A 23904-nucleotide genomic window follows, 5' to 3' on the forward strand; every position below is an offset into this window, starting at 1 on the left:
AGGCCCGGGCGAGCGCGTGGACGCGCCGTGGCAGGGGCAGGCGGAGTCGGTGACGTACACACCGGCCCGTACGGGGCCAGGGGCAGGCCCTGCGCAGCGGTCAGTCCTGCGACGGGACGGTCTCCCGGAAGGCGGCCAGGTCGGCGGAGGTCTTGGACGCGATGAACTCCGTGATGCGGTAGGCGCAGACGCCCGCCACCACGAAGGGGTCCCCGGCCGCTATCGCCTCGATCTCGCCCCGCGAGACCCCGCGGGCCAGGATCATCCCGCCGTCACGCGGGACCTTGCGCCCCGAGGCGAGGAAGACGCCGGACGCGTAGTACCCGTCCAGCCACGCGAGGTGGGCGTCCATCTGCTCTTCGACGGCTTCGATGGGCGCGGTGTAGCTGAGCTCCATGATGAACATGATCGCCAGGCTACCCTCGCACCCCATGACGACTGTGAAGACCCCCGCCGACGAGGCCGAGGCCCGGGCGATACAGGACGAACTCCGCGGCCGCGTCGTGCTCGACGAGGTCGGCCCCCCGCCCGGACAGGGGCTGGTCGCCGGGGTGGACGTGGCCTACGACGACGAACGGGACCTGGTCGCGGCCGCCGCCGTCGTGCTGGACGCCGCCACCCTGGAGGTCGTGGCCGAATCCACCTCCGCCGGGCGCGTCAGCTTCCCGTACGTGCCCGGCCTGCTGGCCTTCCGCGAGCTGCCGGCCGTGCTCGCCGCCCTGGAGGCCCTCCCCGTCACCCCCGACCTCGTCGTCTGCGACGGCTACGGCCTCGCCCACCCGCGCGGCTTCGGCCTGGCCTGCCACCTCGGGGTGGTCGCGGGCCTGCCCAGCATGGGCGTCGCGAAGAACCCCTTCACCTTCACCTTCGAGGAACCGGGCGCCCCGCGCGGCGAGGCCTCCCCGCTGCTCGCGCCCGACGGGGCGGTCGTCGGCCGGGCACTGCGCACCCAGCACGGGATCAAGCCGGTGTACGTGTCCGTCGGCCACCGCGTCTCACTGGACAACGCCTGTGCCCACGCCCTCGCGCTGAGCCCCCGCTTCCGCGTCCCCGAGACCACTCGGCACGCCGACTCCCTGTGCCGGCGCGCCCTCCGGGAGGCCGTCGACGCCCTCCGGTGACGGGCGCTCGCCCGTGTGTTCGCGACCCTGGTGCATTTGAGCGAACTCGGCCGGTGAAGCCCGAGCCCCCGTGCACGGCCCAATGCCCCTTGTGCTCGTCTTTGTCCGGTACGCGCGGTACCGACGGTGCGCAGCCCGGCTGCGCTTGGCGGCGGAAGGGGCAGATTCGTGAGCAGAGGTACGAACGGAGCGGGCCGGAGGACGCGGCAGCGGCGGGCGGTGGCCGCGCTGAGCGCGCTCGGAGTCGTCGCCGGGCTCGCGGCCGGCGCGCTGGCGGCTCCGGCCGGCGCCGCGGCGGCGCAGGCGGTCCCCGGGGGCTCCGCGGCGGTCTCCGATCCGAAGCGGCCGGAGGGGATCCCCGTCGCGTGCGACGGGAAGGTCTACCTCTCGAAGGGTGATCCGGACCAGCTCTACACCGTCGAACGGGAGCCCGGAAAGGTCCGGTTGAAGGAGCTGGGGGAGCCGACGCCCTTCCTCTACAACGCCATCGGCGTGAACCCGGACGACCGCTTCCTGTACGGGACCACGTTCGGCGACGGGCTCAACAAGCTGGTCCGCTTCGACGGCAAGGGCGAGTACGTCCTGTACGAGGACGAGATCGAGGGCCTGCCGGAAGCCCTCTACATCTCGGGCACGTTCGACGACGAGGGCAACTACTTCGTCCTGGCGGACAACACGGGTCTGATCCAGCAGATCGACGTGAAGCACAACAAGCTCGTCCGGACGATCGACATCAAGGCCCTGGCTCCCGACGCCCTCGACATCTTCGACATCGCCTTCCACGACGGGTACCTCTGGGGCTCGACCGAGGCGGGCGCCATCGTACGGATCGACGTCGAGAACGCGAGCGCGGACTTCTTCCCCGGTGTCCTGCCGGGCGGTTCGGACTTCGGCGGCGTCTTCGTCTACGGCAACGGCGACCTCGGTTTCGTCCGCAACGCCGGAGAGCTCATCCGCGTCCACGTGAAGAACGCGACCGGATCCAACCCGAGGTTCACCGTGCTGTCGCGGCAGCGGGTGACGCCCGCGCAGGCGCTGGCGAACGTCGACGCCACCGCCTGCTTCTTCGACTCCTCCGCCGACCTGTCGGTCCACAAGCGCGGCCCCAAGGTCGTCAAGGCGGGCGACGACATCACCTACGACATCACGGTGAAGAACGACCGCAAGGGCGCCTCCTCCGGCTGGTCCCTGGTCGACGACCTCCCGGCGAAGGTCCTGGACCCCGCCACGGACACCGAGGGCTGCGAGATCAGCGGCGGCCTCCTCTCCTGCACCGGCGGCCCGCTGCGCGAGGGCGGCCGCGTGAAGATCACGGTGACCGGTACCGCCGCGGACGTCACCAAGCCGACCCCGGTGCCGAACACCGCCACGGTCTTCGGTGACGACGAGGACCCGCACAGGAAGAACAACACCGGCTTCGCGTCCACGAAGATCAAGCCGGCCGGCGGCGACGGGGAGGAAGAGCAGCAGGAACACAAGGAGCACAAGGAGCACGGGGAAGACGAGGAGCACAAGGAGCACGGGGGCGAGCACGGCGAGCCCGGCCGCAGCTAGCCGGCCGGGGGAGGCGGCGGGGTCCGGGCCGGAAGGAGTGCCCGGGTCCCGCCGCCGTGCGCGCTACCGCTCCGCCGCCACCCGGAAGCGGATGCCCGCCTTCTGGAGCCGGTCCAGCAGGGCGTCACCCATCGCCGCCGCCGTCGTCAGCTGCCCGGCGCGGTCCGGGAGGGCGTCGTGGGCCAGGCACAGCGCGGACTCCGCCAGCATCTTCGCGGTCTCCCCGTAACCCGGGTCACCACCCGACACCTCGGTGAACACGCGGCGGCCGCCGCCCTCGCCGACGAAGCGGACCGTGAACCAGCTGCGGGCGCGCCGCTCCGCGTCCGGGCCGTTGCCCGGCTCCCACAGCCCCATCAGCCACCGCCGGGCCGGCGGGAGCTGCGCCAGCGCCGCCGTCGCGCCCACCGCCGCCGTCAGGCCCACCGCCACCGGAAGGTGTCGCACGGAGGCGTAGTGGCGGTAGCGGAAGTCCGGCCCGTACCGCTCCAGCGCGGCCGCCGACCGGGTCACGATCCGCGGGTCCAGCACGGGCAGCGGCAGCGCCCAGGTCCCGGTCTCCCGGCTGAACCGCGGAACGCCCACGGGCCCGCGCACCCGGCGCCCCGGCAGCCGGGGCTCGTGCAGCCGGCGGGCGCGCGCGGCCGCCAGGGTCTGCGGCCCCCGGCCGAGCGCGGTCAGGGCGGAGGCGACGGTGCCGCCGGAGGCGAGCGCGCCGGCCCGCAGGAACCCGTCCACCCGCAGCGGCACCCCGGAGGGCAGCAGGCCCACCGTGAAGTACGCCCCGAGGTCGGCCGGGATCGAGTCGAACCCGCACGCGTGCACCAGCCGCGCCCCCGTCTCCCGGGCCCGCGCGTCGTGCTCGACGTACATCCGGTCCACGAACTCCGGCTCCCCGGTGAGGTCCGCGTAGTCGGTGCCCTCCTCGGCGCAGGCCGCGACCAGCTCCGCCCCGTGATGGACGTACGGTCCGACCGTGGTGGCCACCACCCGGGTGCGGGCGGCCAGTTCGCGCAGCGCCCGCGGATCCCCCGCGTCGGCCCGCAGCAGCGGCAGCCGGGCGCAGTCCGGGTTCAGGGCGGCCAGCCGCTCGCGCAGCCGCTCCAGCTTGCCCGGGTCGCGTCCGGCCAGCGCCCACCGGGTGCCGGCGGGCGCGTGCTCGGCGAGGTACTCGGCGGTCAGCGCCCCGACGAAGCCGGTGGCGCCGAAGAGCACGAGGTCGAGCTCCCGCCCCGGACGGCCGCCGCGGACGGGCTCGTTGTGGACCTGCTCGGTCATGGACCGTTCCTCCCAGCTGGTGTCGGTGGCTGAGGTTAGCGTTGACGGGGACTGTCCGGGCGAGCAGGTGTGACCTGCGGTGAGTGGAGGCGTCGATGAAGGCTGCGGTGCGCAAGTGGGAGGCGGTACGGGAGTTCGCGCTGGGGCTGCCGGAGGCCGTGGAGGAGCATCCCTGGGGGCCGGAGGACGGGGTGGTGAAGGTCAACAAGAAGATCTTCGTCTTCCTCGGCAACGCGGACGGCCCCGAGCCGCCCGGCCTGTCCGTCAAGCTCAAGGACGAGGACCTGCACGGGCACGCGATGACCGCCCCCGGTGCCGCGCCCACCGGCTACGGCCTCGGCAAGGCCGGCTGGGTCTCCGTGCCGCTGGGGGAGAAGGGGGCGCCGTCGGTGGAGGTGCTGTGCGAGTGGGTGGAGGAGAGCTACCGGACCGTCGCGCTCAAACGGCACGTGGCGCTCCTCGACGCCCGCACCGCGGACGGCGCCTGACGGGCACGTCCGGTCCGCGCCCGACGGGCACTCCCGGCCGGTGCTCCTGTCCGGAACGGGCCGAAGCGGAAACCTGCTAAGCGCTTGCTCTTGTGCTGAGTGGGGCACGTTCCTAGCATCACTGGTGTTACATCGGTTGTGTCACACACCTGCACACCCACCCACCCGTACACCAGGATGCCGGGGGCACGATGGCAGTGACAGCAGGCCCGCTCGCGGGAGTACGCGTCGTCGAACTGGCGGGCATCGGCCCCGGCCCGTTCGCCGCCATGGTCCTGGCCGACCTCGGCGCGGACGTCGTCCGCGTGGACCGGCCGGGCGGCGGAGGGCTCGCGATCGACCCGGCCCACGACGTCACCAACCGCAACAAGCGCTCCGTCCTGGTCGACCTGAAGTCCGCCGAGGGCCCCGCCCTCGTACTGGACCTGGTCGAGCGCGCCGACGTGCTGATCGAGGGCTTCCGCCCCGGGGTCGCCGAGCGGCTCGGCGTCGGCCCGGACGACTGCCTCGCCCGCAACCCGAAGCTGGTCTACGGCCGGATGACCGGCTGGGGCCAGGAGGGCCCGCTCGCCCACACGGCCGGGCACGACATCGCGTACATCGCCGTCACCGGCGCACTCGGCATGATCGGCAACCCCGGCGAGCCCCCGGCCGTCCCCGCCAACCTGGTCGGCGACTACGCGGGCGGCTCGCTCTACCTCGTCATCGGCATCCTCGCCGCCCTCCACCACGCCCGCGGCCCCGAGGGCGCCGGCCAGGTCGTGGACGCCGCGATCGTCGACGGCACCGCCCACCTCACCGCCATGATCCACGGCATGGTCGCGGCCGGCGGCTGGCAGGACCGGCGCGGCGCCAACCTCCTGGACGGCGGCTGCCCCTTCTACGGCACCTACGAGACCTCCGACGGCCAGTACATGGCCGTCGGAGCGCTGGAGCAGCAGTTCTACGACACCTTCACGGAGCTCCTCGGCATCGCCGACCGGGCCCCCGCCCGCAAGGACCTCGCCCGCTGGGGCGAGCTGCGCGAGGCCGTCGCCGCGCGCTTCAAATCCCGTACGCGCGAGGAGTGGACGGCCGTCTTCGAGGGGACCGACGCCTGCGTGGCACCCGTCCTCTCGCTCCGCGAAGCCCCGCACCACCCCCACCTCGCCGCCCGCGCCACCTTCACCGACTTCGGCGGCACCCTCCAGCCCGCCCCCGCCCCGCGCTTCTCCGCGACCCCGACCCGCGTCGCCTCCGGCCCCGCCATGCCCGGCGCGGACACCGGCTCCGTGGCCGCCGACTGGGGCGTACCGGCACTGCTCCCGAAAGAGGCCTGATGGAACTGTCCATGCTGCTCGACTACGCCGGCGATCCGCGCCGCGCCGCCGACGAGGCGGCCGCGCTGGAGTCGGCCGGACTCGACGCCGTGTGGGTCGCCGAGGCCTGGGGCTTCGACTCCCCGACGATCATGGGCTACCTGGCGGCCCGCACCGAGCGCATGAAGATCGGCTCGGCCATCGTCAACGTCTACTCCCGCACCCCCGCCCTCATCGCCCAGACCGCCGCGGGCCTGGACGCCGTATCGGGCGGCCGCGCCCTGCTCGGCCTCGGCGCTTCCGGCCCGCAGGTGATCGAGGGCTGGCACGGGAAGCCGTACGACAAGCCGCTCGGCCGCACCCGCGAGACCGTCGACCTGTGCCGGCGCATCTGGCGCCGCGAGACGATCGACCACCACGGCATCACCGACATGCCGCTGCCCGCCGCCAAGGGCGGACGACACGGCAAGCCCCTGAAGATCCTCACCCGCCCGGTCCGCGACCGGATCCCCGTGTACGTGGCCTCCCTCGGCCCCGCGAACGTCGCGCTGACCGCCGAGATCGCCGACGGCTGGCTGCCCACCCTCTTCATCCCGGAGAAGGCCCGCGCCGTGTGGGGCGGCGCCCTCGCCGAGGGGACCGCCAAACGCGCACCGGAGCTCGGCCCGCTCCAGACCGTCGCGGGCGGCCTGCTGGCCATCGGCGAGGACGCGGCCGCCGCCCGCGACCTCGCCCGGCCCCAGATCGCCCTCTACGTCGGAGGGATGGGCGCCGTCGGCAAGAACTTCTACAACGACCTCGCCGTCGCCTACGGCTACGAGGAGCAGGCCCGCCGCATCCAGGAGCTGTACCTCGCCGGCCGCAAGCGCGACGCGGCGGCCGCCGTCCCGGACGAGTTCTGCGAACTGATGACCCTGTGCGGCCCCGAGGGGTACGTGCGCGAGCGCGTCGAGGCCTTCCGGGAGGCCGGCGTCACCATGCTCAACGTCACACCGGTCGGCCCGGACCCGGCCCGGCTGATCGAAACCGTCAAGAGCTGGCTGTAGGGGGCCCCGATGCGACGCCGCATCTACGACGCCGACCACGAGGCGTTCCGCGAGACCGTGCGCACCTTCCTGCACAAGGAGGTGCTGCCGCACTACGAGCAGTGGGAGAAGGACGGCATCGTCAGCCGCGAGGCCTGGCGGGCCGCCGGCCGGCAGGGCCTGCTGGGCCTGGCGGTCCCCGAGGAGTACGGGGGCGGCGGCAACCCGGACTTCCGCTACGCGGCGGTGCTCGCCGAGGAGTTCACCCGCGCCGGTGCCCCGGGGCTCGCGATCGGCCTGCACAACGACATCATCGGCCCCTACCTGACCTCGCTGGGCACCGAGGAGCAGAAGCGCCGCTGGCTGCCCGGATTCTGCTCCGGCGAGACCATCACCGCCATCGCGATGACCGAGCCCGGCGCCGGCTCCGACCTCCAGGGGATCCGCACCAGCGCCGAGGACCGGGGCGACCACTGGCTGCTCAACGGCTCCAAGACCTTCATCTCCAACGGCATCCTCGCCGACCTGGTGATCGTCGTCGCGAAGACCACCCCCGAGGGCGGGGCGCACGGACTGTCCCTGCTGGTCGTCGAGCGCGGCGCCGAGGGCTTCGAACGCGGCCGCAACCTCGACAAGATCGGCCAGAAGTCCCAGGACACCGCCGAACTGTTCTTCAACGACGTACGCGTCCCCAAGGAGAACCTCCTCGGCGAGCTGAACGGCGCCTTCGTCCACCTGATGACCAACCTGGCGCAGGAGCGCATGGGCATCGCGATGGCCGCCATCGCCGCCGCCGAACACCTGCTGGAGATCACCACCACGTACGTCAAGGAACGCGAGGCCTTCGGCCGGCCGCTCGCCAAGCTCCAGCACATCCGGTTCGAGATCGCCGAGATGGCCACCGAGTGCGCGGTCACCCGCACCTTCCTCGACCGCTGCATCACGGACCACGCCAACGGGGAACTGGACCACGTCCACGCCTCGATGGCCAAGTGGTGGGCCACCGAACTCCAGAAGCGGGTGGCCGACCGCTGCCTCCAGCTGCACGGCGGCTACGGCTACATGACCGAATACCGGGTGGCACGGGCCTTCACCGACGGCCGCATCCAGACCATCTACGGCGGCACGACCGAGATCATGAAAGAGATCATCGGCCGCTCCCTCCTCGGCTGAACCCGCCCCCCGACCTCCCCCTCGGACACCTTCGAAAGGCCTGACCAGTGAGCACCGAAGCTTACGTATACGACGCGATCCGCACCCCGCGCGGCCGGGGCAAGGCCAACGGCGCCCTGCACGGCACCAAGCCGATCGACCTGGTCGTCGGCCTCATCGACGCCCTGCGCGAGCGCAACCCCGGCCTGGACCCCGCGACCATCGACGACATCGTGCTCGGCGTGGTCGGCCCCGTCGGCGACCAGGGCTCCGACATCGCCCGCATCGCCGCCATCGCCGCTGGGCTGCCGGACACCGTGGCCGGCGTACAGGAGAACCGCTTCTGTGCCTCCGGCCTGGAGGCCGTCAACCTGGCCGCCGCCAAGGTCCGCTCCGGCTGGGAGGACCTCGTCCTCGCGGGCGGCGTCGAGTCCATGTCCCGCGTCCCCATGGCCTCCGACGGCGGCGCCTGGTTCGCCGACCCCATGACCAACTGGGACACCGGCTTCGTCCCGCAGGGCATCGGCGCCGACCTGATCGCCACCATCGAGGGATTCTCCCGGCGTGACGTGGACGAGTACGCCGCCCTGTCCCAGGAGCGCGCCGCCACCGCCATCAAGGAGGGCCGCTTCGCCAAGTCCGTGGTCCCCGTCACCGACCGCAACGGCCTGGTCGTCCTGGACCACGAGGAGTTCGTCCGCCCCGGCACCACCGCCGACACCCTCGCCAAGCTGAAGCCCTCCTTCGCCGACATCGGCGACCTCGGCGGCTTCGACGCCGTCGCCCTGCAGAAGTACCACTGGATCGAGAAGATCGACCACGTCCACCACGCCGGCAACTCCTCCGGCATCGTCGACGGCGCCTCCCTCGTCGCCATCGGCACCCGCGAGGCGGGCGAACGCAACGGCCTGCGCCCGCGCGCCCGTATCGTCTCCGCCGCCGTCTCCGGCTCCGAGCCCACCATCATGCTCACCGGCCCCGCCCCGGCCACCCGCAAGGCCCTCGCCAAGGCCGGGCTGACCATCGACGACATCGACCTGATCGAGATGAACGAGGCCTTCGCCGGCGTCGTGCTGCGCTTCGTCAAGGACATGGGCGTCTCCCTGGACAAGGTCAACGTCAACGGCGGCGCCATCGCCCTCGGCCACCCCCTCGGCGCCACCGGAGCCATGCTCCTCGGCACCGTCGTCGACGAACTGGAGCGCCAGGACAAGCGCTACGGCCTCGTCACCCTCTGCGTCGGCGGCGGCATGGGCGTCGCCACCGTCGTCGAACGCCTGTAGCCGTGCGGCGCAGCGAAGGTCCGACCACCCCGTAGCGCGGGGCCGCCCGGCCGGTGCCACAGCGGCCCGCCGGCGAACGCCCCGCCCGCCCCCGGCCCTGCCGAACCAGACTTCCACGGAGAGACCCACCCCATGACCGAGACCCGCACCATCCGCTGGGAACAGGACGAGACCGGCGTCGTCACCCTGGTCCTCGACGACCCGGGCCAGTCCGCCAACACCATGAACCAGGCCTTCAAGGACTCCATCGCGGCGATCGCCGACCGCGCCGAGGCCGAGAAGGACTCCATCCGCGGCATCATCTACACCTCCGCCAAGAAGACCTTCTTCGCCGGCGGAGACCTCAAGGACATGATCCGGCTCCGCCCCGAGGACGCCCGGCTCGCCTTCGACACCGGCACCGAGATCAAGCGGTCCCTGCGCCGCATCGAGACCCTCGGCAAGCCCGTCGTAGCCGCCATCAACGGCGCCGCCCTCGGCGGCGGTTACGAGATCTGCCTCGCCTCCCACCACCGCGTCGCCCTCGACGCCCCCGGCTCCAAGATCGGCCTGCCCGAGGTCACCCTCGGCCTGCTCCCCGCCGGCGGCGGCGTCACCCGCACCGTCCGCCTGATGGGCATCGCCGACGCGCTCCTCAAGGTCCTGCTCCAGGGCACCCAGTACAACCCGCAGCGCGCCCTCGCGGCCGGCCTCGTCCACGAACTGGCCGCCACCCCCGAGGAGATGCTCGCCAAGGCCCGCGCCTTCATCGACGCCAACCCCGAGTCGAAGCAGCCCTGGGACGTCCCCGGCTACAAGATCCCCGGCGGTACGCCGTCCAACCCGCGCTTCGCCGCCAACCTCCCGGCCTTCCCCGCCAACCTCAAGAAGCAGCTGAACGGCGCCCCCTACCCGGCGCCGCGCAACATCCTGGCCTGCGCCGTCGAGGGGTCCCAGGTCGACTTCGAGACCGCCCTGACCATCGAGGCCCGGTACTTCACCGAGCTGGTCACCGGCCAGACCGCGAAGAACATGATCCAGGCGTTCTTCTTCGACCTCCAGGCCGTCAACGCCGGCCGCAGCCGCCCCCAGGGGACCGAGCCCCGCAAGGTCCGCAAGGTCGCCGTCCTCGGCGCCGGCATGATGGGCGCGGGCATCGCCTACTCCTGCGCCCGCGCGGGCATCGAGGTCGTCCTCAAGGACGTCACCGCCGAGGCCGCCGCCAAGGGCAAGGCGTACTCCGAGAAGCTGCTCGACAAGGCGCTCGCCAAGGGCCGCACCACCGAGGCCGAGCGCGCCGAGCTGCTCGCCCGGATCACGGCGACCGCCGACGCCGCCGACCTGGCCGGCTGCGACGCCGTCATCGAGGCCGTCTTCGAGGACACCGCCCTCAAGCACAAGGTGTTCCAGGAGATCCAGGACGTCGTCGCCCCCGACGCGCTGCTCTGCTCCAACACCTCCACCCTCCCCATCACCGGGCTCGCCGAAGGCGTCTCGCGCCCCGCCGACTTCATCGGCCTGCACTTCTTCTCGCCGGTCGACAAGATGCCGCTCGTGGAGATCATCAAGGGCGACCGCACCGAGGACGAGGCCGTCGCCCGCGCCTTCGACCTGGTCCGCCAGATCAACAAGACCCCGATCGTCGTCAACGACTCGCGCGGCTTCTTCACCTCGCGCGTCATCGGTCAGTTCATCAACGAGGGCGTGGCCATGGTCGGCGAGGGCATCGAGCCCGCCTCCGTCGAACAGGCCGCCGCCCAGGCCGGCTACCCGGCCAAGGTGCTGTCGCTGATGGACGAGCTGACCCTCACCCTCCCGCGCAAGATCCGCAACGAGACCCGCAAGGCCTTCGAGGCAGAGGGCCGCGAGTGGACCGAGCACCCGGCCGACCGGGTCATCGACCGGATGGTCGACGAGTTCGGCCGCCCCGGCCGCAGCGGAGGCGGCGGCTTCTACGAGTACGACGAGAGCGGCCGGCGCAGCCGCATCTGGCCCGGCCTGCGCGAACACTTCGCCAAGCCGGACGCGCGGATCCCGTTCGAGGACATGAAGGAGCGGATGCTCTTCTCCGAGGCCCTGGACACCGTCCGCTGCCTCGACGAAGGCGTCCTCACCTCGATCGCCGACGCCAACATCGGCTCCATCATGGGCATCGGCTTCCCCGCCTGGACCGGCGGCGTGATCCAGTACATCAACGGCTACGAGGGCGGCCTGCCCGGCTTCGTGGCCCGTGCCCGCGAGCTGGCCGCCACCTACGGCGAGCGCTTCACCCCGCCGGCCTCCCTGGTGGCGAAGGCCGAGCGCGGCGAGACGTACGCCGACTAGCACGGCCCGTGGCCCCCGGCCCGCCCGCCCGCCCGCATGCGCGGGCGCGCGGGCCGGGTCCGGGGGACCTGCCGGACCCTCAGGCCCGCAGGTACGCGAACACCCCGCGCTCCGCGCCGCCGTCCGGGGCGGACCAGCCGGCCAGCACCTGCCCGAGCAGCCCCTCGCCGGAGGCGGTCCCGGGGCGCAGCACCCGGTTGAGGGTCAGGGTCAGTACCGGGGCGTCCTGACCCGCCGGGCCCGTCGTGATCTCCGTACCGGCGGCGGTGTCCGCCACCCTTCCCGGGCCCGTCAGGCCCGCCGGCACGCCGCGCCCCCCGGAACGCACCTCCACCGTCGCGTCGGGGGTGTCCGTCTCGCTCTGGGCCTGGGCCACCGCCCCGCCCGCCAGCAGCGCCAGCAACTGCTCGACCAGGACGAAGTCGTGGGCGCCGTCGTAGACCCAGCGCCTGCCCAGGACCCCGTGCTCCAGCGTGCCGACCAGGCCCGCCTCCGCACCCTCCAGCGGCGCACCCCGGTAGGTCAGCGGCGCCAGGTAGGAGACGGGCTCCGGCCCGGAGCCGTCAGCGACCACCATGAACTCGATCCCCACCTCGCCCTCGGGGTCGTCGAGCCGGAAACCGCCCGCCCTCGCGAGCCGCGCGGACTTCTCCACGCCCTGGTACCAGGGCTTCAAGGGCAGCCACTCGGCGAGGAGTTCGAGCTTGGTCGGGGACAGCGTGGTGTGGTGGATGATCGCCATGCGGCCGAACCTACCCTCACTCCGAGGCGAAGGCCGCCCGCAACTCCTCCTTCAGGGACCGCTGGAAGGCCGTCACCAGCGCCTGCACCACCATCGGCTGCATGTGCGCCGACAGCGCCTTCATCGACTCCACCCGCTCCGGGTCGTCCTCGTCCTCGGTGAACGGCCCCCACACCTCGTCCCGGAACAGGGCCGTCAACTGGTGCGCCGCCGTTCGCGCGTGCTCCAGCAGGATCCCCCGCGCCACCAGCAGCGTCTCGTGGGCGATCGGCACGTCGAGCAGCGCGACCCCCAGCCGCAGCAGGCCCACGTCCACCCGGAAGCCCTCCCCGGACTCCGCCACCACGTTCATCGCCGCCAGCCGGCGCAGCTCCCCGTCCGACAGGGTCCGCCCCGCCCGCCGCTCCAACTCCGCCCGCGACACCTCCTGCGCCGCGTCCGGAGCCCACGTCGCCACCAGCGCCCGGTGGATCGCCAGGTCGTGCGCGCTCAGGTCGTCCGGCAGGGCGTCCAGATAGCGCTGGATCGCCGACAGGGTCATGCCCTGGTGCTGGAGCTCCTCGATCAGCGCGAGCCGCGACAGGTGCTCGGGGCCGTAGTGCCCCACGCGACGAGGTCCGATCACAGGAGGGGGCAAAAGCCCGCGCGTGCTGTAGAACCGTACGGTGCGGACGGTGACACCGGCCTTGGACGCCAGTTCGTCCACGGTGAGCATCGGCTCGGTCGCCCGGTCGGCCATCGCCCGCTCCTCGCTCTCTGAGGTCTCTGATCCACGGCTTGGGTTCAACAGTATTGCTGTCGCACCAACGATGTGAAACGGCCAGGAGCTGCCCATGACCACGAACCTGCGACTGCCCGGACGACCCGAAGAACTCACCCTCCCCGCCCTGCTGGCCCGCAACGCCGCCGAACACCCCGACCTGCCCGCCCTCTCGTGGCGCGAGGGCGACGGCTGGAAGACCCTGACCTGGAGCGAGGTCCGCCGTGAGGTCGCCGTCCTCGCCGCCGGCTACGCGGCCCTCGGCGTCGGGCGCGGCGAGCACGTCCTGCTGATGATGGGCAACCGCCCCGAGCACTGGCTCACCGACCAGGCCCTCGTCCACATCGGCGCCGTCCCCGTCACCGTCTACGGGACCTCCGCGCCCGAGCAGATCGCCCACATCGCCCGCCACAGCCGGGCCCGGCTGGCCGTCCTCGAAGGCGCCGGCGAACGCGACCGGTGGGCCCCCCTGCTGGACGACCCCGGGACCCCGCTGGAACGCCTCGTCATAGCCGAGGCCGCCGAAGCCGGCCCGCACACCGCCTACGGCTCCGTGTACGCGGACGGCGCCCGCCTGCACCGCGCCGACGGCTTCGAGAAGGCCTGGCGGGAGACCCGCCCCGAGGACCCCCTCACCGTCGTCTACACCTCCGGCACCACCGGCGACCCCAAGGGCGTCCGCCTGACCCACCGCAACATCCTGCTCCAGTCCGTCCGCCTCGACCGGGGCGTCCAGCTCCCCGAACACGCCGAGCACGTCTGCTACCTGCCGTTCGCGCACATCGCCGAACGGATCCTCGGCATCTACCTGCCCCTGCTGCGCGCCGCCCACGTCCGCCTCGTCGCCGACCCCACCGCCGTCGCGGCCGCCGTCCGCGAGCTGCGGCCCGTGCAGTTCTTCGGGGTGCCCCGGGTGTGGGAGAAGCTGGCCGCGGGCGTACGCGCGGTCCTGGCGGGCCTGCCGGAGGAGCAGCGGCGCGCCATCGACGACGCCGGGGACCTGGCCCGGGCCCGGGCCGGCCACCGGGAACGCGGCGAAGAGGTGCCGGCCGCGCTCGAAGCCTCGTACGCCGGGGCGAAGGAACGGGTCCTGGACCCGCTGCTGCGGCCGGCGGGGCTGGACCGGCTCGTCTGGACCGCCAGCGCCACCGCGCCGATGCCGATCGACGTGGTCCGCTTCTGGGCGGGCTGGGGGATCACCATCATGGACGCCTGGGGGCTGACGGAGACCTCCGGCGTGTGCACCCTCAACAGCAACACCCCCGACGGGTTCCGGCTCGGCTCGGTGGGCCGGCCCATCGAGGGGCTGGATCTGAAGGTCGCCGCGGACGGGGAGATCCTCACCCGCGGGGCGACCGTCTTCGGCGGCTACCTGCGGCCCGACGGATCGGTGGAGAGCGCGGCCGACGCCGAGGGCTGGTTCCCGACCGGGGACATCGGACGGCTCGACGAGGACGGCTTCCTGTGGCTGACGGACCGCAAGAAGGAGCTGATCATCACCTCGAACGGGAAGAACGTCTCCCCGGCGCTGGTGGAGAGCACCGTCAAGGAACACCCGCTCATCGGCCAGGCCCTGGTCCACGGCGACGGCCGCTCCTACCTCGTCGCCCTGCTCGTCCTTGACCCCGAGATGGCCCCCGCCTGGGCGGCCGCCCGGGGCATCGAGACCGCCTCCCTCGCGGCACTCGCCGAGCACCCGTCCGTCCTGGAGGAGACGGCCCGCGCGGTCGCCACCGCGAACGCCCGCCTCAACCGCACCGAGCAGATCAAGCGCTACCGCCTGCTCGCGGAGGAATGGGGCCCGGCGACGGGAGAACTCACCCCGTCCCTGAAACTCCGCCGCAGGGTGGTCCGGGAGAAGTACGGGGCACTGATCGAGGGGCTGTACGGGGAGGGGTGAGGCGGGGTCACGCAGCTTGCGGCACGGGCCCGCCATCTCCCCCTCCGGGGGGTGGGGGCGGGCCGGTGGCTGCCCACCCGCCCCCTTGTCTGCGGGCCGGTGGGTGGGGGAGCGGTGTCGTGGCGGGGCGGTCTCTGAGCTGGTTCGGGGGTTTCCCGTCAGTCCCATCGTCCTTCCGTGTCGGGCCGGCCTGTCAAGGGCGCTCCCTTCGGTCGCGTCGCTACGCGATCGCCTTCGGCGACCCTTGACAGACCGACCCGCCCCGGAAAGCCGAAGAACTGCCGGGAAACCCCCGAAAGAACGGTCACGGGGCAGGAGAAGGACAGCGGCCTCGCCAGGGATGAGGCGAGGGGCCGGGCGTCTGCCCGCCGGGCATCCGGGCCGTCAAGAGACGCCGTTCCGGGCCGGGGGCGCCGCTGGGCGTATGAGAGGCTGATCGGAGCAACCTGCGGAGCACCCACGCGCGACAGATCGCTACGCGCTTCTCCTGGATCGGCGTCCGGCGGCCGTCCTGGGCGGGGATGACGTACCTGTGGTCTCTTGGCCGGGTACCACCGCACCGCTGCGCGGCTGGGGTGCTGTTGACCGAACCCCCGTTGCCCATGCGGGAAGTCATCCAGGAAGGGCCCGGCCGCGCGGGGGCGGCCGGGCCGGATTCGCGGTCAGTCGTGAGACGGCGGCTGCACGATGAACCCGCGGGCCGGACGTTCCTCCGTCGGGGGCGGCGGGGGAGGGTCCGGGAGGCGCTGAGGGGTCGGCACGGCCTTGATGGGGCCGCAGTTCGGGGCGCGTGCCGGCATGACGCGAACACCTCGACGGCGCCGTTGCCCGGGCCCCGCCAAAGCTCCCGGTCCACCCGGAAGCCAACCTGCTCAATGGCGGCCATGGTGCGATCGATGAACATCGGGTCGTAGCGGCCCGAGTCCGGCGGCTCCGGGTAGTGGTGCACGAACCCGCGGAGCCGCTCGCACAAGCCGTTGTGGATGGCGGTGTGCAGGATGAGGGCGTGCCAGCCCTCGTCGACGACGCGGGAGGGGGCGATCCCCCGGGTGTCGGCGGCAGATGTGCGTCAGGCAGGTTCAAGGTTGTCGACGGCGGTGGTGAACTCCCGGCCGGAGGCGCCCCGGATGTAGGCCAGCTCCATCCAGCGCTCGATGCCGGTGTCGGAGACGTTCTCATTGATCACCGCCATCAGCTCGCCCTCGTTGCCCGAGGAGATGTCGCGGACGTGCTTCCGGAGCAGCCGGTGGGGGACGTATTCGTACTGGTTACTCATCCGTCACCGCCGGCGAGATCTTGAGCCGGCGGGTCAGCGGCCGACGGCCGGGCTGGCTTGCAGTCATGGCGCGCTCCTCGCTTCGGAGAGGATGTGGTCCTCAGTAAACGGGCCCTGACTCGTTCGGACCATGGCTGACGGAGGGCCTGCAAAGCCTGTGCACGTATCGGCACACTCCGTGCATGGGCGATTCGCTGGGTGATGTGCTGCGGCAGGCTCGGAACGCCAAACGCCTGTCGCAAGGTGAAGTCGGCAACGCGGTCGGATACTCCGGCTCGTGGCTGTCGCGGGTCGAAACAGGAAAGATCCAGCCCGATGACGACACCCTTGGCTCGTTGTGTGGTGTCCTGGATCTGACAGCTGCTGACGTCGGGCTCGAAGGGGATGACGTGCACCGCCGAAAAGTGCTCTCGCTTGGTCTGGGAGTCGGCATCGCGGCCGCGCTGCCCGGTACCGCCTCCGCCGCGGTCGATCCGAAGGAGCTGGTGGAGAGGTCGTTGTTCCGTCTCCCCGAGGCGCGTCCTGCCTCGCGTGAAGCCCTTGTCTCGGCCCTCATCCAGGCCCGCAGCGTCTTCCAGGAAGCGCAGTACGGCCGGCTCAGCCGGACCTTGCCCTCCCTGATCTCAGGCTCCCTCGCTTCGCAGGCCCACGACGTCGCGGCCCGCGCGTACGTCCTGCTCGCGCAGCTCGCCATCAAGAACTATCAGGGGCCCTTCGCCGGCATCGCCGCCGAAAGGGCGCGGGCACAAGCCGAATTGACCGGCAGCGCGGTGGTGATGGGTGAGGCCGCGCACTCCATGGGCGTCACGCTGCGGCGCGGCGGGGAATACCAGGCGGCCATTGACCACCTCAGGCAGGCAGCGGACCGGCTCGGCGGTCACCCCGAGGAGCTCGCGATGCGGGGCACGCTGATGCTGACGGCCTCGTACAGCGCGGCGCAGGCCGGTTGGCGTTCTCAGGCCATGGAGTTGATCGGGCAGGCCGAGGAGACGGCGAAGCGCCGGGAGACGGCCGCGCAGCGGCTCTACATCCCCGGCGTGTTTGGAGAAGATCAGACGAGGGTCTTCCGGATCTCCGTCCACCACGCGCTGGGCGAGGACGACCAGGCCCTGGCCTATGCCGAGAAGATCGATCCTCGCCGCCTGCCGAACGCTGAGAGGCGCGGTCGGATGTGCATGGATGTCGCCCGTGTGTGGCAGGGGCTCGACGAGCCGCAGAAGGCGTTCCACGCGCTCCGGGCACTGGCGTCGTACGCACCGGAGGAGGCGACCCGGCCAAAGGTCCGTGCCATCGCCTCGGAGTTGCTGGTGATGAACCCCGAGATGCCGGGTCTGCGCCGCTTCGTCCAGCGCACTGGCGCGGCTGTCTGACCCGACCCGCTGCACACCCAGGAGCGGCCCGCCGGGTGGGCTCCGGTGGGCGGGATGACGCCCGGCCCGGAGCCCGTGGCCGACCGGCCCCAGGCGGTTAGCGGCCGATGACCGGGTAGTGGTCCGAGAGGTTCGAGTACGTGTAGGACTTGCCCCAGCTGGAGACCGTCCAGGGGGTCGACTGCTCCTTGACCACGTTGTTCTCCCAGCCCGCCGGGCGGGCGTTGCCCTTGCGGTACAGGACGTAGTCGAGGTCCTCGCGGGGGTCCGTCGGGTAGCGGTAGTTGGCGATCGAGTTCTGCGCCGTGTCGAAGGAGTACGGGTGGCCCGTGCGCGTGTCGGCGCCGGCCAGGTCGGCGTCCGCGAGCATCGAGGCGTACTCCGGGGTGCGGGAGTCGACGTTCATGTCGCCCGTGACGATGACCTGCTCGTCCGCCGGGATGTTCTTCGCGTCGAGGAAGGCGTCTATGTTCTTGAACTGGCGGCTGCGCATCTGCGCCGCCTCGCCCGCGCCGCAGCCCGGGTCGGTGGACTGGGCGTGGGTGCCGACGACGTGGACCTTGGTGCCGTTGACGTTCAGGACGACGTAGGCGAAGCCCTTGTTGGACCACCAGTCGGCGCCGCAGGCGTCCTTGTACACCACCTGCTCCTTGCGCAGGATCGGCCACTTGCTGAGGATCGTGACGCCGCCGTCCTCGGGGGTGGTGGTGGAGTAGGAGCCGCCCGTGGCGTCCCAGCCGCTCTTGCTGCGGCCCACCACCGGGGTCTGGTACGGGTACTGCGCCGCGGCGTTGGCCTGGAGGGCGTCGGAGGCGCCGTTGTCGAAGGCCTCCTGGAGCACCACCACGTCGTGGCCCTGGAAGAAGGAGGCCCGGGGGATCTCCGCGGCGCGGTGGTCCTGGCCCCAGTTCGGGTACAGGTTCTTGCTCATCAGGAACACGTTGTAGGTCAGGACGCTCAGCCGCGGGGTGGCAGTGTCTTCGGCGGCCGTGGCGGCGGGCGCGGCGGTGAGGGTCAGGGCTGCGGCGGCGGTCGCGGCCACGGCCGTGGCGGCGGCGCGGCGGTGCGAGATCTGCGGCATGGGGGTCTCCGTCAGTCCGGTGGTTCCTGCGGGGAAGATCGACGCCGCAATCCAAGCAGCCGCGGTTACCTCTGGGTAACACCCGCGACAAGACTTTCTGTCCGGACCGAGGACTTCTGGCGCTCGCATAATTGGTCCCATGGACCACACGGACCACATGGACCGCACAGCCCCCACCAGACCCGGCCGGGGGCCCGATCCCGAGCCGCCGCCGCCCGGCGGGGTGCTGTGGTCGACCGCAGGGGACGTGCGCTCCCTGCTGACCCTGCCCGCCGCCTTCACCATGCAGGTGGCCCACCCCGCCGTCGGCGCCGGCGTCGACCAGTACTCCGTCTTCCGCACCGACCCCTGGGGCCGGGGCGAGCGCTCGCTGCGCTCTGTGATGCTGTGGGTGTACGGCGGGGAGGAGGCCGTGGCGGAGGGGCGCCGCGTGCGGCGGCTGCACAAGGACATCCAGGGCACGGACACCCGGGGGCGGCGCTACCACTCCCTCGACCCGGAGTGCTACGCGTGGGTGCACGCGACCGGCTTCCCGGTCGCCCTGTACGCCGGGCGCTACCTGTTCCGGCCCATCACCCCCGCCCACGAGCGGCAGCTGTACGCGGAGTGGCTGCGGGTGGGGCGGATCCTGGGGCTGCGCGACCGGGACATGCCGCAGACCGTCGAGGAGTTCTGGCCCTACTACCGGCGGATGCTGGCCGAGGAGATCGAGCCCACGAAGGTGGCCCGCGAGCTGATCGCGACCGATGCGGACCTGCCCCGCCCCGAGGTGCGCTCCCGGGTGCTGCGGCTGCTGCTGCGGATCGCCTGGCCGGCCCTGCGCGCCGGCTACCTGCGCTTCCGGGCCTTCGTCACCGTCGGGTACATGCCGCCCGACGCCCGGGCCGCCATAGGCCTGGAGTGGACCCCCGCGCAGGAGCGCCGGCTCCGCCGGTTCAGCACGGCCGTACGGCTCCTCGTACCGGTGCTGCCGGAGCGGCTGCGCTACCTGCCCCGGGCCCGGGCGGCCCGGGCGCACCGGCGCGCCGGCACCCGCTGACGGGTACCGGCGCGCGGGTCCGCGTACCGCCGTGGCTCAGTGCTCGTGGACCGTGTTCGTCGCGGCGATCTTCTTCCAGGACTTGGGCTCCGCGGCCGGCTTGGCCGGGGCCTGGAGGGTACGGGCGCCGGGCTTGGCGGCCGGCGGGGCGAAGGCCGGCTTGCCCGGGGTGTACAGCCAGGTCTCGAAGAGCTGGGCGAGGGGCTTGTTCGAGATCTTCTCCGCGTAGCGGACGAAGTCCCCGACCTTGGCGTTGCCGTAGGCCCGCTCGGTGGGCCAGCCCTTGAGGATCTTGAAGAACTTCTCGTCGCCGACCTCGTTGCGCAGCGCCTGGATCGCGATCGCGCCGCGGTCGTACACGGCGCCGTGGAACTGGTTGTCCGGGCCCGGGTCACCGGGCTTGACCTGCCAGAACGGGTCCTCGGCCGGGCGGGAGGCGTACGCCCAGTCGGCGAGCTCCTGCGCGGTGCCCTCGCCCTCCTTCTCCGACCAGAGCCACTGGCTGTAGCGGGCGAAGCCCTCGTTGACCCAGATGTCCTTCCAGTTGTCGACGGACACGCTGTCCCCGTACCACTGGTGGGCCAGTTCGTGGACGACGACGGAGACGTTGGCGCCGTTCGCGAACTGGCGCGGGCTGTAGAAGGGGCGCGTCTGCGTCTCCAGCGCGAAGCCGCTGGGCACGTTCGGGACGTAGCCGCCGAGCGCGTTGAATGGGTACGGGCCGAAGACCCCCTCCAGCCACTCCGCGACCTCGCCGGTCCGCTCGACGCTCGCGCGCGCTGAGCCGGCGTTGTCGCCGAGGTCCTTGCTGTACGCGTTCAGGATCGGCAGGCCGTTCGCCGTCTTGTCGGTGGTGATGTCGAACTTGCCGATCGCGAGGGTCGCCAGGTAGGTGGCCTGCGGCTTGTTGGACCGCCAGTTGTAGCGGGTCCAGCCGAGCTTCGAACTCTGCGACTGGAGCACGCCGTTGCTGATGGCCTGGGTGCCGTCCGGGACGTTGACGGACACGTCGAAGGTGGCCTTGTCGAGGGGGTGGTCGTTGCTCGGGAACCACCAGGCCGCCGCGTCCGGCTCCTGCGCGGCCACGCCGCCGTCCGGGGTGCGCTGCCAGGCCGACCAGCCGTCGACCTTGAACTCGGAGGGCTTGCCCGCGTACTTGACGACGACCGTCGCCTGACGGTCCTTCTGGAGCGGCTGCGCCGGGGTCACTTCGAGCTCGTGCGCGCCCGAGGTCGCGAACTTCGCCTTGGCCCCGTTGACCCGGACCTCGCTGACCTTGAGGCCGAAGTCGAGGTTGAAGCGGGACAGGTCCTGCTTGGCGGTGGCCAGCAGGGTGGCCGTGCCCTCCAGCAGGTCGGTCTTCGGCTGGTACTGGAGGCGCAGGTCGTAGTGGGAGACGTCATAGCCGCCGTTCCCGCTGGCCGGGTAGTAGGTGTCGCCGATACCAGGGGCGCCGGGACCCGCGCTGGCCGCCGACGCCGGGATCACCAGCAGGAGGGAGGCGGCCAGGACGCTCGGGGCGATGACTTTGCGGTGCACGAAGAGCTCCAAGGGGTAGGGGAGACAGATCGGTCAAGGTCTCGTCGTTCGACCGTATTCACCCGTGGCGCCTCAGGTCATGTCCATGGCTCCTGCTGTCACACGATCGCCATTCGGCCGTCACGATCTTGCGGCGGGGTGAGGGCCCGGAGGGCGCCGCTGACGTGCGGATTCGTGTCCGGGCGGGGCACGGCGAGGGTCGGATCCCCGGTTCGGCCGGGTGGGCGTGCGTGTTGACCCGGCGTCAGATCATCGGCGTCATTCGGACATGTGTACGCCGCGCGCCCCTGTGGCGCAGGCGCCCCGCATGCCGCGGCAGGGCGATTTCCGGCCGCCCCGGCGGCGGCGGAACACCGGGCGCGCGCAGGGCGCAGAGTGGCCCGATAGGCGCTCTTGCGCGGCGCGGGGCGCTCATGCCCCGCCGGGCAGTGCGGCCAGCGCGGCGAGGACGAGGTAGACCCCGCCCACCGCCCAGTGCTGCCGCGCCAGCACCCGCGGGCTGCGCCCCAGCCACCGGCCGACGGCCCCGCCGGAGCAGGCGTAGACGACGTCGGCCAGGGCCCCGAGCGCGAGGAACACCGCCCCCAGCAAGCGCATCCGGGCCTGCGGATCCGCCGTGCCGGGGCTGACGAACTGCGGGAAGAACGCCAGGAAGAACAGGGTCACCTTCGGGTTGAGCAGGTTCACCAGCAGCCCCTCGGCATACGCGCGGCCCAGCCGTACGGGGACCCCCGCGCCGTCGGCCGCGAGCGCCGCCGGGCCGCGCCGCAGCGCCCGTACGCCCAGGTGGAGGAGGTAGGCCGCGCCCGCGTATTTCAGGACCGCGAACGCGGCGGGGGAGCGGGCCACCAGCTGCGCGACCCCGGACAGGGCGATCGCGAGGTGCGCCAGCGTCGCGGTCTCCACCCCCGCCGCCGTGGCGAGTCCCGCCCGGCGGCCCTGGGCGGCGGCCCGCGTCACGATCAGGACCAGGTTCGGTCCGGGCAGCAGGATCAGGGCGGCGGAGGCGGCGGCGAAGCCGAGGAGGGTGCTGGTTTCCATACCCCCTAGGCTGGCCGGAAAGGGGTGCCCGGCACCCGGGCCAATGGGGGGACGAGTGGACCGCTCCGCCACGCGCGCGTGGACCGCGGGTGACCTGGACGGGGTGCTGGGCGGCTGGACGGCCCTTCCGGGCCCGCTCTACCGCCGCCTCGCCGACGCCCTCGGGGAGGCCGTGCGCACCGGCGACCTCGCGCCCGGGGACCGGCTGCCCGCCGAACGCCCCCTGGCGGCGGCGCTCGCCGTGAGCCGGGCGACCGTGGCCGACGCGTACGACGCCCTGCGCGGCGCCGGACTGGCGGTGAGCCGCCGGGGCAGCGGGACCCGCGTCGCCGCACTGCCGCGGGCGGCTCTGCGCCCCGCCGACGGACGCGTCCGCGGGGGAACCGGGGCCGCCCTCGTACAGCGGCTCGTGGACGGGCCGGTGGAGGTGATCTCGCTCTCGGTGGCGGCCGAGGGCGCCGCCCCGGAGGTGCGGCAGGCCCTGGCCGGGCTCCTCGCGGACGGTCTGGAACCGCTGCTCGCGCAGCCCGGCTACCACCCCTGCGGACTCCCCGAACTGCGGGCGGCGGTCGCGGACCGGTACACCGGCCAGGGGCTCCCGACCACCCCGGAGCAGGTCCTGGTCACCACCGGCGCCACCCAGGCCCTGGGGCTGGTGGCGCAGCTGTACGTACGGCGGGGGTCGCCGGTGGTGGTGGAGAGCCCCGCCTGGCCCGGCTGCCTGGACGCCCTGCTGGCCGCCGGGGCCCGGCTGCGGCGGGTACCGCTCGACGGGGACGGGGTGCGGCTGCCCGCCTTCGCGCAGGCCCTGCCCGGGGCGGCGCTGGCCCATGTCACCCCGACCTACCACAACCCCACCGGCGTGCTGATGTCGGAGGGCCGCCGGACGCGGATCGCGGAGCTGTGCGCCCGGGAGGGAGTGCCGCTGGTGGAGGACCTGGCCTACGACACCCGGATCCGCGACACCCCCGAGCCCGGCCCCGTCGCCCGGTACGCCCCCGCCGGCGCGGAAGTGCTCAGCGTCGGCTCGCTCGCCAAGGCCGCCTGGGGCGGCCTGCGGATCGGCTGGGTGCGGGGGCCGGCGGCGGCAGTGGAACGGCTGGCCCGGCTCAAGGCCCTGGCCGACCTGGGCAGCCCGCTGCTGGACCAGGCGCTGGCCGCCCGGCTGCTGCCCGGCGTGGACGCGCTGCGGGCGCGGCGGGCGGAAACGCTGAGGGCGCGACTGGCCCTGCTGGAGTCCCTCCTGCGCGCGGAGTTGCCGGACTGGCGATGGCGGCGGCCCGACGGCGGCGGGGCGCTGTGGCTCGAACTCCCCGACGGGGCGGACGCGTCGGTGTTCGCTCGCGTGGCCCTGCGCCACGGGGTGGAGCTCGTCCCGGGCTCGGCCACCGACCCCTCGGGCGCCCACGACGCGTACGTCCGCCTGCCCTTCACCCTCCCGGACGCCCGCCTGGAAGTCCTGGCGGCCCGCCTGGGCCGCTCCTGGACCGCCTACCGGGGCACGGCCCGACCGCGCCCGGACCGGCGGGCACCGCGGGTGCCTCCCCGCGCGACCCCTCCGGAAAGGGCCGAGGGGCTCCCGCGGTCCACCGGCGGCACCTGCCACAATTGACAGCCTTCCACGCAAACGCACGAAGGCAGGCGGGACCGCAC

20 protein-coding genes are annotated in these 23904 nt (G+C 72.7%); 12 read left to right on the forward strand and 8 right to left on the reverse strand.

Annotated features, from left to right (window positions below):
* Positions 1-100: 100 nt before the first annotated feature.
* Complete coding sequence (locus ACQKM2_RS37125; protein WP_427717681.1) at positions 101-406, reverse strand: YciI family protein; 306 nt, start codon at positions 404-406, stop codon at positions 101-103.
* 25 nt (positions 407-431) lie between these two features.
* On the opposite strand from ACQKM2_RS37125, the gene ACQKM2_RS37130 reads away from it, so the two are divergent.
* Positions 432-1121, forward strand: coding sequence for an endonuclease V (locus ACQKM2_RS37130; RefSeq protein ID WP_427717683.1), 690 nt, complete (start codon positions 432-434; stop codon positions 1119-1121).
* A 168-nt stretch (positions 1122-1289) separates the two neighbouring features.
* Positions 1290-2675: a DUF6923 family protein gene (locus tag ACQKM2_RS37135; RefSeq protein ID WP_427717685.1), complete on the forward strand. Its 1386-nt coding sequence runs from the start codon at positions 1290-1292 to the stop codon at positions 2673-2675.
* Between the two features lie 63 nt (positions 2676-2738).
* Here ACQKM2_RS37135 and ACQKM2_RS37140 read toward each other — a convergent pair whose 3' ends face one another.
* Positions 2739-3953 (reverse strand): saccharopine dehydrogenase family protein, encoded by a 1215-nt coding sequence (locus ACQKM2_RS37140; protein WP_427717688.1) that lies wholly within the window; start codon positions 3951-3953, stop codon positions 2739-2741.
* A 95-nt stretch (positions 3954-4048) separates the two neighbouring features.
* Here ACQKM2_RS37140 and ACQKM2_RS37145 point away from each other — a divergent pair, with 95 nt between their 5' ends.
* From ACQKM2_RS37145 to ACQKM2_RS37170, 6 genes are all read left to right on the forward strand, one after another.
* Positions 4049-4441: an MmcQ/YjbR family DNA-binding protein gene (locus ACQKM2_RS37145; protein WP_427717691.1), complete on the forward strand. Its 393-nt coding sequence runs from the start codon at positions 4049-4051 to the stop codon at positions 4439-4441.
* A 191-nt stretch (positions 4442-4632) separates the two neighbouring features.
* A complete protein-coding gene (locus ACQKM2_RS37150) occupies positions 4633-5760 on the forward strand; it encodes a CaiB/BaiF CoA transferase family protein (RefSeq protein WP_427717693.1) in 1128 nt (375 codons plus the stop codon).
* Positions 5760-6785, forward strand: a complete 1026-nt coding sequence (locus ACQKM2_RS37155) for an LLM class F420-dependent oxidoreductase (protein ID WP_427717695.1) — start codon at positions 5760-5762, stop codon at positions 6783-6785. The genes ACQKM2_RS37150 and ACQKM2_RS37155 overlap by 1 nt, the downstream gene beginning before the upstream one ends.
* 9 nt (positions 6786-6794) lie before the next feature.
* On the forward strand, positions 6795-7937 hold the full coding sequence (locus tag ACQKM2_RS37160) for an acyl-CoA dehydrogenase family protein (protein WP_427717697.1): 1143 nt from the start codon (positions 6795-6797) through the stop codon (positions 7935-7937).
* A gap of 47 nt (positions 7938-7984) precedes the next feature.
* Entirely contained in the window at positions 7985-9199 is a 1215-nt protein-coding gene (locus tag ACQKM2_RS37165; RefSeq protein ID WP_427717698.1) for an acetyl-CoA C-acetyltransferase, read from the forward strand.
* Positions 9200-9331: 132 nt separating this feature from the next.
* Positions 9332-11503, forward strand: a complete 2172-nt coding sequence (locus ACQKM2_RS37170; protein WP_427717700.1) for a 3-hydroxyacyl-CoA dehydrogenase NAD-binding domain-containing protein — start codon at positions 9332-9334, stop codon at positions 11501-11503.
* Positions 11504-11582: 79 nt separating this feature from the next.
* Here ACQKM2_RS37170 and ACQKM2_RS37175 read toward each other — a convergent pair whose 3' ends face one another.
* Entirely contained in the window at positions 11583-12245 is a 663-nt protein-coding gene (locus tag ACQKM2_RS37175; protein ID WP_427717701.1) for a maltokinase N-terminal cap-like domain-containing protein, read from the reverse strand.
* 16 nt (positions 12246-12261) lie between these two features.
* Positions 12262-12984, reverse strand: coding sequence for a MerR family transcriptional regulator (locus ACQKM2_RS37180; RefSeq protein WP_427717702.1), 723 nt, complete (start codon positions 12982-12984; stop codon positions 12262-12264).
* Between the two features lie 94 nt (positions 12985-13078).
* On the opposite strand from ACQKM2_RS37180, the gene ACQKM2_RS37185 reads away from it, so the two are divergent.
* Entirely contained in the window at positions 13079-14905 is a 1827-nt protein-coding gene (locus ACQKM2_RS37185; protein WP_427717703.1) for an AMP-dependent synthetase/ligase, read from the forward strand.
* Between the two features lie 1069 nt (positions 14906-15974).
* Here the strand turns inward: ACQKM2_RS37185 and ACQKM2_RS37190 are convergent.
* Complete coding sequence (locus ACQKM2_RS37190) at positions 15975-16181, reverse strand: hypothetical protein (protein ID WP_427717705.1); 207 nt, start codon at positions 16179-16181, stop codon at positions 15975-15977.
* A 182-nt stretch (positions 16182-16363) separates the two neighbouring features.
* On the opposite strand from ACQKM2_RS37190, the gene ACQKM2_RS37195 reads away from it, so the two are divergent.
* Entirely contained in the window at positions 16364-17551 is a 1188-nt protein-coding gene (locus ACQKM2_RS37195) for a helix-turn-helix domain-containing protein (RefSeq protein WP_427717706.1), read from the forward strand.
* Between the two features lie 97 nt (positions 17552-17648).
* Here ACQKM2_RS37195 and sph read toward each other — a convergent pair whose 3' ends face one another.
* Positions 17649-18632 (reverse strand): sphingomyelin phosphodiesterase, encoded by a 984-nt coding sequence (gene sph / locus ACQKM2_RS37200; RefSeq protein WP_427717708.1) that lies wholly within the window; start codon positions 18630-18632, stop codon positions 17649-17651.
* A 139-nt stretch (positions 18633-18771) separates the two neighbouring features.
* On the opposite strand from sph, the gene ACQKM2_RS37205 reads away from it, so the two are divergent.
* The gene (locus tag ACQKM2_RS37205; protein WP_427717711.1) at positions 18772-19671 is read left to right on the forward strand and encodes an oxygenase MpaB family protein; all 900 of its coding nucleotides are present in this window, start codon (positions 18772-18774) and stop codon (positions 19669-19671) included.
* A 36-nt stretch (positions 19672-19707) separates the two neighbouring features.
* Here ACQKM2_RS37205 and ACQKM2_RS37210 read toward each other — a convergent pair whose 3' ends face one another.
* Complete coding sequence (locus tag ACQKM2_RS37210) at positions 19708-21210, reverse strand: M1 family metallopeptidase (protein WP_427717714.1); 1503 nt, start codon at positions 21208-21210, stop codon at positions 19708-19710.
* A gap of 411 nt (positions 21211-21621) precedes the next feature.
* Positions 21622-22251: a LysE family translocator gene (locus ACQKM2_RS37215; protein ID WP_427717716.1), complete on the reverse strand. Its 630-nt coding sequence runs from the start codon at positions 22249-22251 to the stop codon at positions 21622-21624.
* Positions 22252-22306: 55 nt separating this feature from the next.
* Between ACQKM2_RS37215 and ACQKM2_RS37220 the strand changes: the two genes are divergently transcribed.
* Positions 22307-23863: a PLP-dependent aminotransferase family protein gene (locus tag ACQKM2_RS37220; RefSeq protein WP_427717718.1), complete on the forward strand. Its 1557-nt coding sequence runs from the start codon at positions 22307-22309 to the stop codon at positions 23861-23863.
* Positions 23864-23904: the final 41 nt, after the last annotated feature.

Origin of the sequence: Streptomyces sp. NPDC004126 (assembly GCF_050275515.1) — a bacterium.
Lineage (GTDB): Bacteria > Actinomycetota > Actinomycetes > Streptomycetales > Streptomycetaceae > Streptomyces.